At 43.0% G+C, this 13,838-nt stretch carries 8 protein-coding genes; 2 read left to right on the top strand and 6 right to left on the bottom strand.

Annotated features, from left to right (window positions below):
* Positions 1–124 precede the first annotated feature (124 nt).
* Together AAFN64_RS03335 and AAFN64_RS03330 are read left to right on the top strand one after the other, a co-directional pair.
* Entirely contained in the window at positions 125–1,714 is a 1,590-nt protein-coding gene (locus tag AAFN64_RS03335; RefSeq protein ID WP_347759276.1) for a peptide chain release factor 3, read from the top strand.
* Between the two features lie 136 nt (positions 1,715–1,850).
* Positions 1,851–2,072, top strand: a complete 222-nt coding sequence (locus AAFN64_RS03330; protein ID WP_300485892.1) for a hypothetical protein — start codon at positions 1,851–1,853, stop codon at positions 2,070–2,072.
* Between the two features lie 31 nt (positions 2,073–2,103).
* On the opposite strand, the gene AAFN64_RS03325 is transcribed toward AAFN64_RS03330, so the two are convergent.
* The 6 genes from AAFN64_RS03325 to AAFN64_RS03300 all read right to left on the bottom strand — a co-directional run bounded on the left by AAFN64_RS03325 (position 2,104) and on the right by AAFN64_RS03300 (position 13,758).
* On the bottom strand, positions 2,104–2,328 hold the full coding sequence (locus tag AAFN64_RS03325; protein ID WP_300485894.1) for a hypothetical protein: 225 nt from the start codon (positions 2,326–2,328) through the stop codon (positions 2,104–2,106).
* A 59-nt stretch (positions 2,329–2,387) separates the two neighbouring features.
* Positions 2,388–6,179, bottom strand: a complete 3,792-nt coding sequence (locus tag AAFN64_RS03320; RefSeq protein WP_347759275.1) for a YDG domain-containing protein — start codon at positions 6,177–6,179, stop codon at positions 2,388–2,390.
* A gap of 239 nt (positions 6,180–6,418) precedes the next feature.
* A complete protein-coding gene (locus tag AAFN64_RS03315) occupies positions 6,419–7,537 on the bottom strand; it encodes a T9SS type B sorting domain-containing protein (RefSeq protein WP_347759274.1) in 1,119 nt (372 codons plus the stop codon).
* Between the two features lie 40 nt (positions 7,538–7,577).
* Positions 7,578–8,651 carry a hypothetical protein gene (locus AAFN64_RS03310; RefSeq protein ID WP_347759273.1) on the bottom strand — a complete coding sequence of 358 codons (1,074 nt, stop codon included), beginning with the start codon at positions 8,649–8,651 and terminating at the stop codon, positions 7,578–7,580.
* Between the two features lie 30 nt (positions 8,652–8,681).
* On the bottom strand, positions 8,682–10,325 hold the full coding sequence (locus tag AAFN64_RS03305; protein WP_347759272.1) for a lamin tail domain-containing protein: 1,644 nt from the start codon (positions 10,323–10,325) through the stop codon (positions 8,682–8,684).
* Between the two features lie 196 nt (positions 10,326–10,521).
* Positions 10,522–13,758, bottom strand: coding sequence for a T9SS type A sorting domain-containing protein (locus tag AAFN64_RS03300; RefSeq protein ID WP_347759271.1), 3,237 nt, complete (start codon positions 13,756–13,758; stop codon positions 10,522–10,524).
* Positions 13,759–13,838: the final 80 nt, after the last annotated feature.

The raw sequence follows: 13,838 nt of genomic DNA, 5'->3' as shown, positions 1-13,838 counted from the left end.
TATGCGTTTTACTATTAACAAAAAATTATCGCGCCCGTCGGCACGGTAAGCTTCTTATTTTTAAACCGATTAAAAAGTTCTCATAAATTATAGCTACTTTTGCAGTCCTTAATTTTTGTTAAAAATGAGCTTTCAAAAAGAAATTCAACGCAGAAGAACCTTTGGTATTATCTCCCACCCGGATGCCGGAAAAACCACATTAACGGAAAAACTGTTACTATTTGGTGGTGCTATCCAGGAAGCGGGTGCCGTAAAAAGCAATAAAATCAAAAAAGGAGCAACTTCGGATTTTATGGAAATTGAGCGTCAGAGAGGAATCTCGGTTGCGACTTCCGTTTTGGCATTCAATTATAAAGACAAAAAAATCAATATCCTGGACACGCCAGGTCACAAAGATTTCGCAGAAGATACCTTTCGTACTTTAACTGCAGTTGATAGTGTGATCGTGGTTGTGGACGTCGCCAAAGGGGTTGAGGAACAAACCGAAAAACTCGTGGAAGTATGCCGTATGCGTAATATCCCGATGATCGTTTTTATCAATAAATTAGACCGTGAAGGTAAGGACGCTTTTGACCTGATGGACGAAGTGGAAAAAAAGCTGGGTTTAAAAGTAACACCGCTTAGTTTCCCTATCGGTATGGGATACGATTTCAAAGGAATTTACAATATCTGGGAAAAGAACATCAATCTTTTTGAAGGTGACAGCCGTAAAAATATAGAAGAAACCATCGCTTTTTCGGATATCAATAGTCCGGAACTGGAAAAAATAATTGGCGAAAAACCGGCCAACAAATTACGAGAGGAGCTGGAGCTTATCGACGAAGTATATCCGCCGTTTGATCGCGATGCCTATCTTGAAGGAAACCTGCAACCGGTATTTTTCGGTTCGGCTTTAAACAATTTCGGGGTTCGTGAAATGTTGGATTGTTTTATCGAGATTGCGCCATCGCCAAGACCAAAAGATTCGGATACGCGTAATGTAAAACCGGACGAGAACAAATTTTCCGGATTTGTGTTTAAAATTCACGCCAATATGGACCCGAAACACCGCGACCGACTGGCATTTATCAAAATCGTATCGGGTGTATTCGAACGAAACAAACCGTATTTACACGTGCGTTTGGGTAAAAACCTGAAATTCTCAAGTCCAAATGCCTTTTTTGCGGAAAAGAAAGAGATTGTCGACATTTCGTATCCGGGTGATATTGTAGGATTACACGATACCGGAAACTTTAAAATCGGCGATACCCTAACCGAAGGAGAATTAATGAACTTTAAAGGAATTCCGAGCTTCTCGCCGGAGCATTTCCGATATATCAATAATGCCGATCCTATGAAAGCCAAACAGCTTGAAAAAGGGATTGATCAACTTATGGACGAAGGTGTAGCACAGTTGTTTACACTGGAAATGAACAACCGTAAAGTGATCGGAACCGTAGGAGCACTTCAGTATGAAGTAATCCAATACCGACTGGAGCACGAATATGGCGCTAAATGTTCGTATGAAAACTTCCCGGCATTTAAAGCCTGTTGGGTACGTCCGGAAGACACTAAAAACGAAGAATTTGCGGAGTTTAAACGAATCAAACAAAAATTCCTGGCAAAAGACAAATACGGGCAACTGGTATTCCTGGCCGATTCTGATTTTTCAATTCAGATGACACAGAGTAAATATCCTACCGTAAAACTTCATTTTACCTCAGAATTAAACTAAAAAAGACTATCATACAGAGCAAAAAAGCGTAAACCAAAAGTTTACGCTTTTTTATTTTACAAGACACTTAATTTAATAGTAGATTTTAACATATTGTCGGTATTTTTTCTATTTTTATGCTCCCTAATTAAGTTTTATGAACGCACTGCTACAGAAAAAATGGATGATTATCTTTTTGCTATTTTCTTATATTTCGTTATTCGCGGAAGCATTATCGCCCAATGACCCACCGGGCGATGAGGATCCAGATCCAACTAAAGTCCCTATCGATCAGTACACATTACTATTGATTATTGTGGCCATCACACTAGCTTTCTTCCTGATCCGAAAACAATACAGAAAAACAAATAACGCATAAAAAAAGCCCGGTTAAACCGGGCTTTCTATTTTTAGTTACGAAGCGCTGCTCTTCTTTTATTGATCACAAAGAACGCAAAAGCTATCGCGATAAATGCCATCCATAACAAATACCCATTAATCGGTGTTCCCGGAACATCCAATGGATTATCATCTCCAGGATCTCCAAAATCTCCAGGATCCTCCTCTGCAAATGCTACAACATTAGCCAATAATGTAAAAATAAAAATGTAGCTGTATACTCCTATCTTCTTCATAATATATGGGATTAAACCGGGTAGAACAAACTCTTTATCCTACCCGATTTGTATTTTATTTAATAAATTACTTTAACTGTTGTCGTTTTATTATCATCAGCCGTAACCTGAACCAATAACACTTGTTGTGCTACAGAAAGATCTGTGATCACCAATGTATTGTTGTTTACTTTTGCTTTTTGATATACCAGACGTCCGTTGATATCGAAAATAGCTACCTCTTTAATTGAAGTATTTTTAGTTTCGATATGTAATGTTGCGTTTTGTTTGTATACTACCACTGCATTCGCATCCAATGTAGCATCGATCGTTCCCAATGTAGTTTTGTACACTATCTCAAAACGGTTATCGAAAGTCCCTTCTGCCGATGCAAACGTATACGCTCCGTTTTTCAGGTTGTGTACTGTTCCATTGTTTGCATTATCTTTTAAATAAACATCCTGGTTTCCAGAGAACAATCCGTCGAATGAAGACAAGGTGATCGTGTAGTTACCAGCAGTAGCCGCTTTAAATCCTAATGCAACCACGTCGTTATCGTTAAAAGGCAACGCACGTCCCTGAATGGTATAATCGGCTGCTTCAATTTTCGAAGACAAGCTGCTTCCTGTGTTTCCGAAAGCCAATCCGTCGTATCCTCTATCCACTCCTGCTGTAGCGCCTTGTGCATACGCCACTAAGATTTGGTTAAAAGCCGTTCCGGAATCGTTAGTCAGATTTAACCAGATACGGTGTCTTTCGATTTCTTCCGGAGTTGCGGTAGTACTACCAGCTACACCTCTAAAGAATTGATTGTTGTTATCTGCCGTACGCATTGTATTTGCAAAACTTACATTTCCGCCAGCCGGTAAGGATTTTACAAGGAATCCTTGTCCTACCTGAATTTTACCGTTTGGTACATTGGCCGGAACTCCTGAAGTTCCCAAAGTAGCCGCAACTCCTCCCGATCCCGGTGTCCATGTAGCATAGTTGGTTCCCGCCGGGAATTGCCCCTGAGCGTTCATCGTTAATGTATGTGCATAGAAATATAACGTTCCGTCGATCGTTACGTTATTATTTAAGAAAGTCGTTCCGTCGATAACCGATGGGTAAGGATTTCCTACAAGGTTGTATCCTGTTCCGGTTGTTTCTAATGTGAATGTAACGTTTCCGTTATTTGGTTTTCCAACAAAAACTCCTTCCCAAGCCGCAGCCGGAGATGTCTGATAGTTGTTTGGCGCTCGTACTGCAAATCCTTTACCCGGTACAAATGTAGAAGTAGCGGTTAAACCTGTATTCACATAGGTATTAGTCGTTGTCTGATAAGTATAGAAACGGTTTGTTAAGGTGTTTGGTGAGAAACCGAAAAGGTTTTGTGCTTCAACCGGTGCGGACCATAATGTATGATCAAGTCTTACGATTGGTGCAGAATTTCGGTGTACGGTTACGGCACCAGTATTTGCTACTGCATTTGTTTGGATTAGGTTGGCGTTGTTTTCGATTACGAAATCAGCAGCTGTCATGTTGTTTACCACATCGTTTACAATAGTAATATTTGTTCCAGATACCAAACGGAACGATCCTGAGTTTAACGTTAGTTTTTTAGCGGTAAACACACCGTTTGCATTGGTGTTATACGCTCCGGCAATAACGGCTTCGATTGTTGCAGTTGGTCCGGTAACATTCGACCATGCCGTTCCATTCCAGGTTGCAGTTGTCACAGTTGTAGTCACATCAATTACGTTGGAATTCGCCGATGTTGTCGATGCATTTTTTGCACGAACTCTATAGTGGTAGGTTGTATTCGGGTTTAATCCGGTCACCACATAAGAAGTAACATTACCCACATTTCTATCCTCATATCCAGTTACAAACGAAGGTGCTACTGCAGTATAATTAATCGTTACCTCATCGATATAACCAACTCCACTTCCGTTTTCAAATACGATTTTCACATCGCTTGCAGTTTCGTTAACGTTTACAACATATTCATCAAATACGTTATCCAACGGGAATGATTCCAATAAAGTAGTTACTCCATTTACAATTTTACTTACTTTTAAAGTACTGGCTCCTGATCCTCTTTTTGCAGAGAATGTTACCGATGTTACTTTTGAAAAACTTGGTGATGTCATTTTACCATCACTAGCTCGTAACTGTGCTCCGTATCCGTCCACGGCATTAGACACAGACGCTCGGATCACTGCTGTTACATTCCAGCTACCAGTTCCAAGAGTTACTGTTCCGGATCCGTAACCTGTTGTATTTAATCCTGATTCGAATGATTCTAAAACATTAGCAGTTGCCGAAGTTGAGAATGAAGCGTACTCACTCACATCCAAAAGGTAGGCTGTAGCCTGTGGAACCGCATTCCAATGTGCTGTAAAATCGTTAGCATTTACTGCTGTTGCTGCTGTTGCTACCGGCTCAGCAATTGCTGTAATATTAGCCGTAAGTCCAGTTGGCTGCACTACGTTATAGTTGGCTGCTGCCGATCCGGAAATGGTATATCCGGTTACCGTTACAGCAATTCCGTTTCCTATCGTTGATGAAGCAAATGTTGCCACCGGTGTTCCACCTACGATTACGTTGGCTACATCGGCTGCCAATACTCCTGTTAGTGTTGGTGTTCCCGATAAGGTTGCCGCAGTAGTTCCATCGGCTACTTTATTGTTTGCCGTTACTCCTGTAACAGTTGCATTTCTTTTTGATACGGTTAAAGTACGCACTACATCAGTAGCGGCATTATAATTCGCATCTCCAACCTGAGAAGCGGTAATATTGGTTGTTCCAGCTCCTATGATTGTTACGGTATTCCCTGTAATCGTTGCTACTGCCGGATTACTGCTAGTATAGGTAACCGTCAATCCGGAACTGGTTGTTCCCGTTAAGGCAAAATCCGCGTCACCATATTGCTTGTTAACATTCGCAAATGTTATCGTTTGATTTCCTTTTACAATATTAAAATTGATGGTTGCCGGGTCACTATCCCCTACATTATTGGTTGCTTTTACCGTTACCGAAGCCGTAGAAACCGCAGTTGGTGTTCCGGTAATGGCTCCTGTTGTGGTATTTAATGTCAATCCCGCTGGTAAAGTTCCCGTTACCAACGCATAGCTTGTTGGATTACCTGTAGCCGAAATAGTCTGACTAAAAGCCGTTCCTACCGTTCCGTTAAAAGTAGCGCCCGTAACTACCGGTGCTACTGGTGGTGCACCTGTAGCTGTCATATTAAAGTTATCGATCGACACTCCGTTATCGGTTCCTGCAAGATTCGTCGATACCCAAGTAATTCCAAAGGATGCTCCGGCAGCGATATTCAGTCCGGTTAAGGTGAATTCCGCTACTGGTGTTGTTGCAACGCTACCATTTGTTCCGGTTGCCACCCCTGAAAAATCTTTTCCATTTAAAGTCGTATTAGTCGCTAATGCTCCGGTTCCGGTAACATCCCATCCGGAAGTATTGGCACCACCGTAACGCCATTGCTGATAATCCCAGGAAAGTTTTAATGAAGTAATAGCAGACCCTGAATTATTTACAAAACTCAAGGTATACGTATATGTATTACTACCCGATGGTAAAGCGCCCAAACTATAATTTGCTGTTGGGGTTGCTACACCGTAAGCATAAAATCCTCCTCCATTTGCGGAACCCGTACCTCTTCCGTTATAAGATGCAGGACCTGATAAAGACCAACCTGTCGGAAGCGTATTCGTCGCAGTTGTTGCACTTGTTGGATTGTACGTGTCAAAATTGTCCGATTTGGTGTAAGGCAAAGCAGTAATACTCACCTGTCCCCATGTGTTTAGCCCCATAAAGCATACCACTAGGAACATGGCGTACTTTAATGATAGGCAATGTAGTTTTTGTTTCATAAATTTATTTTTGTTTTTTTGAGACTTCAAAGATATAAAGATGTTACATAATTTGAAAATGAGTATGTTACCAATATATTAATTAACACCTGAAATTTCTTTTCATCGCATTTTTCATACTCTTTATCGTCATATATTCTTATATTTTGATTGTTTTGTATTAAAAAAAAGGAAATCCTGTCAGATTGACCATAACGGTTATCCAACAGGATCATAATTATTCCTCTCAAAAATAAAAACTATCGTTTCATACTAAAATGCGCCTTAAATTCTTTTTGCACACCCTCGTCATAATAATGCAATACGAACCAATAATCGGTCGAAGGTAATGGATAACCATTATAGGTCCCGTCCCATCCTCTTTCTTTGGGCGAAATTTGTTTGATCAACTTTCCATAGCGATCAAAAATGGTAATATTCGCCTTTTCCGGATTTGGTAAATCTTTTATATTCCAGTAATCATGGTACGAATCCCCGTTTGGCGTAAAGTAACGCGGATAATTCAACACCAATACACGTAGTGGACTGTCGCCACATCCTTTTTTATCACGTACCCGAACGGTATAATACCCGGCAGTACTTACCTGAAAAACCGGACTATCCTGAAACGGACCGTCGTTTAACTGGTATTCGTAATCACCGGATCCCTGCGCCGAAACCACAATGATCTGATCCAGATCGAAGGCTTCTTTTACGATAGCCTGTACGACTGCCGCCGATGAAACACTAATCGTTGCCGAAGTCGTCCCCTGACAACCGCTGGCGGTATCGGTTACGGTTACGGTATAAGTCCCCGGTTGCGTTACCGAAAGGGTTGGTGTTGTATTAGGCAATGTTCCGTTGTTTGACGTCCACACAAACGTATGTCCAGCTGCCGGAATACCCGGATTTAAAACGACCGGAGCGATCAGATTTCCGGTTACCGGATTCACACAAGTCGCCTGATTCTCCAAATGGGGTTGCGGGGCGTTTTTTAGCAACACGGTTAGTTGTTGCATCGGTCCCAAACAACCTGTCGTCGCGTCTTTTTCCTGAACCTGTATGGTATAGGTTCCGGCCGGTGAGCTTCCCCAGTTTACTTTAATTTCGTTTGTACCCGCCGGATTGGCAAAACTTATTGCTCCGGAAAAGTTCGGATTCGGAATGGTCCAGCTATATACCGAACCCGGTGTTCCCAATCCGCTGTTTTCGGTAGCGTCGACCTTATAGACCGAAGAACTCGTCCCCTGACAAATGACCTGTTGGGCATAACCCGTAATCCCCATCCCAAACAGGATACTACTACAGGTATTCAGAACAAGTTTTCTTAGTTTCGGATTCACAGCGCGTGTTATTATATGACTTCTTTTTTGATTCATTCTGTTGTTTTTCTCCAATCTGCCGATCGCTATCGGTTTACTAATTGAAAATGATTGCTGATGTGGTTGGTGCCGATGGTTGCGGGTTTACGGTTTCGTTTTGTACCGGTGAAAAACATCCGCCGGCGTTTTGTACCGTTACCGGATACGAACCTTGTCCCACGTTATTAAAAATCGGGCTTGTCTGGTAATTCACACCATCGATGCTATACGTCAATCCGGTTCCCAGTGGTGCAGTTACTTCGATCGTAGCCATCGGTTGCGAACAAGTAGGTTGCGTTACCACCACGGTAGGTGTTACCGGCGCTACCGGTTGTGCATCGATCGTTAATGGTGTTGCCGCCGAAATACAACCACCCGGTACTTTTACCGTAACATTGTAAGTAGCTCCAGCCGTAAGTCCTGTAAACTGCATTCCAGTCTGGTAGTTTGTTCCGTCAACACTATATTCATAACCGGTTCCTGTTGGTCCGGTAACGGTTATCGTTCCTGTAGGCACTGTACATGTTGGTTGTTGTGTTACCGAAGCGACCGGTGCCGATGGTACTGCCGGCTGCGCATTGATCACAGCTGGTGTGCTTCCTGAAATACAACCTGCCGCACTTTTAATAGTTACGTTATACGATCCTGTCGTAACGCCATTGAAAACATTTGATGTCTGGTAGTTTACACCATCAATACTATACGTATATCCGGTTCCTGTGGCTGGTGGCGTTACCGTAATGGTTCCTGTTGCCACTGTACAGGTTGGCTGACCTAAGGTCACAACCGGGTTGGCTGGTGCCGCTTCTATCGTGATGGTAAGATTTACAGGTGTTCCGGGACATCCGGAAGCATTGGTTTCAATAACCTGTAGCGTATAAACTCCCGCAGGGGTTGTTCCCCAGTTAATCGTGATCGCATTCGCATTTACATTGGGTGTTCCGGTAATGGTTCCGGCAAATGCAGCAGGTGTTACCGACCAGGCATAAGTTGATCCCGCAGGTCCCGTACCCGGGGTATTTACACTATAATTCTTTATAGCGCCGACACAGATGGTTTGTTGCGCATACGTTCCTAAGGTAGCCAACATCACTATCGTGAAAATTAATGTTTTAAAATAGTTCTTTTTCATTATTGTGTTTTTGATGAGTTTCTTTCTTTTTTAATTGTAATAAATCCCCATTGTGGTTGGTTTTGAGACCACTTTTAAGGTTGCCGCATACGAATGTTCCTGACAACTCGGTGTTGTCACAAAACAGTAATACTGGTTGCCGTTAAATCCGATTGGAGCATTCGATATCGTTAATACTGCTGTTGTTGCTCCGGAATAAGGCGCCGAATTGGTCACATTTACCCAGTTTCCGGCACTGTTTAATAATTTCCATTGATAGGTCGCACCCGCCGGATTGCTCATAGCTACTGTAAAAGTCACCGATTGTCCTTCACATATCGTACGCTGTACAGGTTGTGTTGTTATCGAAGTCGTATTCGATACCGTATAGTTATGAATCCCAATGTCGTCGCAACTTTCCGTTGATGTTGAATTCCATTCGCTCGGTACGTAAACACTGTTCGGAGCCACTACGTCGTTTCGACGGATCATGGTGTATCCGGTATTATCCGGTGCATTTACCGCATCGATTACGTTTCCGTTTTTAACCAGCTCAAAACCGTCATCGGCATTAAATCCGGTTGAATAAGAGATATTCTGTGTAAACGTACAAATCGGTGCATCGTTCCCGATTCGGATCAGGTATAAGCTTCCGGAAGCTAAATTTCCGGAAAGGTTTACCGTATAGGAAGGCACAGGATCACCGGCCGTTCCGTATCGCAGAACAGCATATTGCGACAAGTTGATGGTCGCTCCGGTTCCGTTATACAATTCGATAATTCCGCCATCGCCACGTTCGGCATCGTATAATTCTGAAATAAACAGGTCGGAATATAAGGCTGTACAAGTCGATCGAAGCACCGTAAATGGTGCCGAATTACCTGTACAACTGTTTGTAGTAATGCTCACCGGACCTGTGGTACTTCCCGCCGGCACTACTGCTTCGATAAGGGTATTTGAAATAACGGTAAAAGACGTTGCCGGTACGCCGTTAAACGCAACTGCCGACGTTCCGGATCCGTTCATAAATCCATTTCCGTTGATTTTAATCAGCGTATTGACCGGTGCCGATGTTGGCAGAAAACTCGTTACCGTAGGTTGTGTACAAGCTGTGGTTATAATTCCGTTAAAGGTAAAATCGTTAATACTAAAAGTTCCTCCAGCTGCAGAAGCACCCCAGGCGTAAAGCCGGAAGGTAATCGGAGCCGTAATGTTCTGATAGGCTGCTGCCGCTAAGCTAATGGTTGTTCCCGTTGCATTTGCCGCACCAATATTGGTTCCGTAGCCATCTAATGACGATCGGAACGAAAAGGATGCCGGACCGGTTCCGGAAGCTTGTGCCGTATATTCAAAACTGGCAAATTTTATCAGGTAACCCGACGAAGGCGTCAGTGTAAATTCAAAATATTTGGTATTCGAAAGGGTTCCGGAATTCCAACCCGTAGCATTATACCGGTTGTTGGTGTTGGTTCCGGTTATCCCCGATCCGCGACCGATACCCGAAACGGTGATGTTCGGACTTACCGTTTGTCCGGCCGTATACGGATTGGCCGTATTGGGATTTGTCCCGTTTATCGGATTAGTAAAAATTGCCTGTCCCTGCGTCGTATTGATCGCGAACAGCATTAGTACCAATGCTCCGAAAAAACGTTGTTTAGAAAATAATTCTGATATGTTGAATTGTAATAATTTCATTCAAATAAGTTCTTTTTTATTGTATTCCGCTCCATTCAATTTGAGCGATACAAAAATATAGAACCCTAATAACCAGATACTAATTACCACATTATCATATACTATGCATAAGGTTATCATTCTGTTAACTCATCATTTATGTCCATAAAAAAAGCCTCTCAGTGAGAGGCTCTTAGGCATGCTATTCAAAAAACTATTATTTTTTAATCACTTTTATGGATTGTGATTGTCCGTTTGCTTTAACCTGTAGGATATAAGCTCCTGTTGGTAATACACTCATGTCTACTAAGGCAGTTGTTGCATTTGGTTGTACTGCCATTACGCGCTGTCCAACTAAATTAAACACCTCAACCGAAGTAATATCATTTGTATAGGTTACTGTAAACTTATCTACTACCGGGTTTGGATAGTATTTTAATCCCGGCATGTTGAAAGAAGCCGATCCTAATGTTACTGTAGCTGTTACCGCTAGTGGCGTTAAACTTCTACATCCTCCAACGGTGTGCATAGCATAGTAAATCGCTCCGTTTACCAATTGCGTAGTCGACGCCAATGGGTTAACATTTGCTATAGCATCTGCTTCGGTAGCATACCATACTATTGCTGTTCCTGTTGCAACAAGGTTGGCTACAGTCGCATCCGACGGTGCATTCACGTTGAAAGTCTGCGTTGCACTTCCTGTTGGCGCAGCCGGTGCCGCGGTTACATTTACTGTTACCGTCGATTCGGTATAACATCCCGTAGTTGGGTTGGTTCCTCTAACGGTATACGTAGTTGTTGTAGCTGGCGATACCGATACAGTACTTCCGGTTAAGTTACCCGGCATCCAAGTCCAGTTTAAGTCACCAGGTCCTGTTGCATTTGTCTGACCTCCGAATACTACGTTTAATCTGTTTTTAGATAAAGCCGCAGTCGGGTTTGTTGTTGCCAATACTGTTGTCGATGACGGTGTACTAGTTGTCGCTGATGCCGTAGTATTATCAGCTGTTGCCGTATAATATGTGATCGCATTATAGGTTAAATCCGCTCCATCTTGTCTGATATCAATAATAATATTAGATGTTCCATCCCATACATATGGTGTTGTAAAAGTGATGGTGTTTAATCCTACCGCATGCGTATAGGTTGCTGGTCCGTAAACTAAGTTTAATCCGGTTGTTGTAAATCCGGTTAACGATGAATTCGTTGTTGTTCCAATTCGGATTGTAAAGTTGGTTACGTTTGTTCCACTTCCTAATGTTGTGATTCGGTAAGCAAGCGAAGTAATATTCCCCGGTTTTAATCCGGCTGCTGTTAACTCCGCTGCAGTAAATACCGTTTGATTCCAGTATTGTGCCCAACGGTTACAGAAAGCTGTTGGCTGTGCCGTATCGCCAGTTAATGTCGTTCCGGTTCCAACGGTTACCGTTCCAGGACCTACCGTTTGCGTTGTCGCTGCTAATGATGATGACGTTCCTTCACAAATTGTTGCCGGAGTTGCGGCAACATTCACTACCGGATTCGGGTTGATGTTTACAACCACTGTTGCTGTTGTAGCACAGCTTCCAGCCGATTGTGATGCTGTTACGGTATAAGTAGTCGTAGCCGTTGGATTAAATGTCCATCCATTTGTCGCATTTCCGGTTACTCCGGTTGCAGGCGACCAGGTATAGGTATCGTAGTTTGATCCTCCTGTTGCAAGTGTAATGGCGCTACTTGATGATCCGCTACAAACTGCCGCTGTACTGTTTGCACTTAACGTGATAGCCGGCGCAGAAGTAACCGTTGCTACTACCTCTGTTCTTGGTGAAGCACATGACAAATCGAATTTCCAGTTATAGAAGCCCATAAAATACGTTTGATCGAATCCGTTTCCAGTAATGTTTGCTGCCGCAGACGTATACGGATAGGTCGATCCGGACGTATTACGACTCACTCCACCCGATGGTAACGTTGGATATAACTGGTAACTTCCAGGTGTTAATGTGTGATTTAACGTAATCGTTTGTGCTGTTGCTCCTCCACCTACGTTCGTTACATATGGATAAGTAGCAATTACAGTTCCTGATGAGCTACGAACAATAATAGCTCCGTTTTGTCCTGATGTTACCGGGAATACATCAACCGAAATCAGTTTTGTATTTTGTAAAACGGTAAAGTTTACATCCCACTCGATTGTTTGTGTTCCAATTGTTCCACCTTGAGCTGTTGGTGAAACCGGTCCTACACCTGTAGTTCCCGGAACACTTGTTTCTACCCAAAACGATGTTGTTGTTGAAATTACCGGTGTATTAAAAGTTCCACCGGTTCCAAGTGCTGTTCCGCCGGTTTGTGCCGCATACCAGTTCATTGTTCCGCCGGCTGCCGTAGCCGCAAGTGCTGCCGATCCGGTTCCACATACCGTTCCCGGTGTTGTTCCTGTTATATCAAAATAATCACATTTGGTTGTAAAGGTAGCAGAAGCTGCCCACGCACTAAAATCGCCGCTTCCACAGTTGGATCGCACATAAACCGTATAGATTGTTGAAGGTGCCAGTCCGGTAACGTTTTGTGTTACCACTCCTGCAGCGGATGTTCCTGAAGCTCCCAATCCGGTTGCGCCACTTCCTGCCGCACCACTACTTCTCACTTCATATTGGTATCCGTTTGCCGGTGCTGTTGCCGGTGCTGTCCACGCAATTGTAGCGCTGTTTTTAGTAATCGCACTTGACACAACGGCTGTTGGTGCAAAACAAGTCGGTACCGTAGAGGTCAAGGAAATATTATCTAATGATGCCGGTGGATTGGTTCCATCGGATGCGTCATTTTTCCATACAAATACCAATCGTTTTGTTTTACCGGCCACATAGTTCATCTGTGCTGTAGTGAACGCATAAGCTACCGCTGTTGTTGTAGTCGGATTGGTCGTTCCCGAACGCTGCAACAGGTAGTACCCTGTTGTTCCGTTGGTATATCCGGTCCATCCTGTAGTGGTAGTATTGGTTCCGGTTGGCCCAGCATTGGTTGGTGTGATACTCGTATCGATAATGTAAACCATCAGGTTATCAAAATTTCCGTCATTTCCGTTTCCACGCCAGTCGAATGTAAGGTTTACCGCTGTCGCTCCGGCCGGGAACGCAATATCTCTATAGAAAAATGATCTGCTGGTAGCTGTTGTATTGTAATTCCACGTGGTTCCTCCATCATTGGAAATAAAGGCTCCTCTGTTTCCGGTAAACCATCCCGGAGTTGTTCCCAAAGCCCATTTGTTGGTTGTATCGTCTAAAGCCGTCCATCCGTTGGCAGCCAGCGTGGTTCCTGTTTCGAAACCGCCATCTCCCGTAGGGTTAATTAAAACCGTTTGGGCTTGTAGCTGTCCCATCCAAAGGGTAAGCATAAACAAACAAAACGCACTCCAACCCTGTGTCGGTTTTTTATGCCATCCAAATTTGCTTAATAAAGTAGTTTTTTTCATAAATATAATATTAACAGTTTATTAGCACCAATGTAAGCAAATATTGATCATCTATCATAAAAACTTATCGTTTTAATAAA

It is taken from the genome of Flavobacterium sp. CAU 1735, assembly GCF_039888695.1.
In the GTDB taxonomy this organism is placed as follows: Bacteria; Bacteroidota; Bacteroidia; order Flavobacteriales; family Flavobacteriaceae; genus Flavobacterium.
Note: the sequence above shows the minus strand (reverse complement) of the source record. Positions and strands in the feature narration are given on the sequence as shown.

Coding starts and splice junctions, on each gene's coding strand:
- AAFN64_RS03325 (WP_300485894.1), bottom strand. CDS start 2,328: ATGAAGAAGATAGGAGTATACAGCTACATTTTTATTTTTACATTATTG.
- AAFN64_RS03320 (WP_347759275.1), bottom strand. CDS start 6,179: ATGAAACAAAAACTACATTGCCTATCATTAAAGTACGCCATGTTCCTA.
- AAFN64_RS03310 (WP_347759273.1), bottom strand. CDS start 8,651: ATGAAAAAGAACTATTTTAAAACATTAATTTTCACGATAGTGATGTTG.
- AAFN64_RS03335 (WP_347759276.1), top strand. CDS start 125: ATGAGCTTTCAAAAAGAAATTCAACGCAGAAGAACCTTTGGTATTATC.
- AAFN64_RS03330 (WP_300485892.1), top strand. CDS start 1,851: ATGAACGCACTGCTACAGAAAAAATGGATGATTATCTTTTTGCTATTT.
- AAFN64_RS03300 (WP_347759271.1), bottom strand. CDS start 13,758: ATGAAAAAAACTACTTTATTAAGCAAATTTGGATGGCATAAAAAACCG.
- AAFN64_RS03315 (WP_347759274.1), bottom strand. CDS start 7,537: ATGAATCAAAAAAGAAGTCATATAATAACACGCGCTGTGAATCCGAAA.
- AAFN64_RS03305 (WP_347759272.1), bottom strand. CDS start 10,325: ATGAAATTATTACAATTCAACATATCAGAATTATTTTCTAAACAACGT.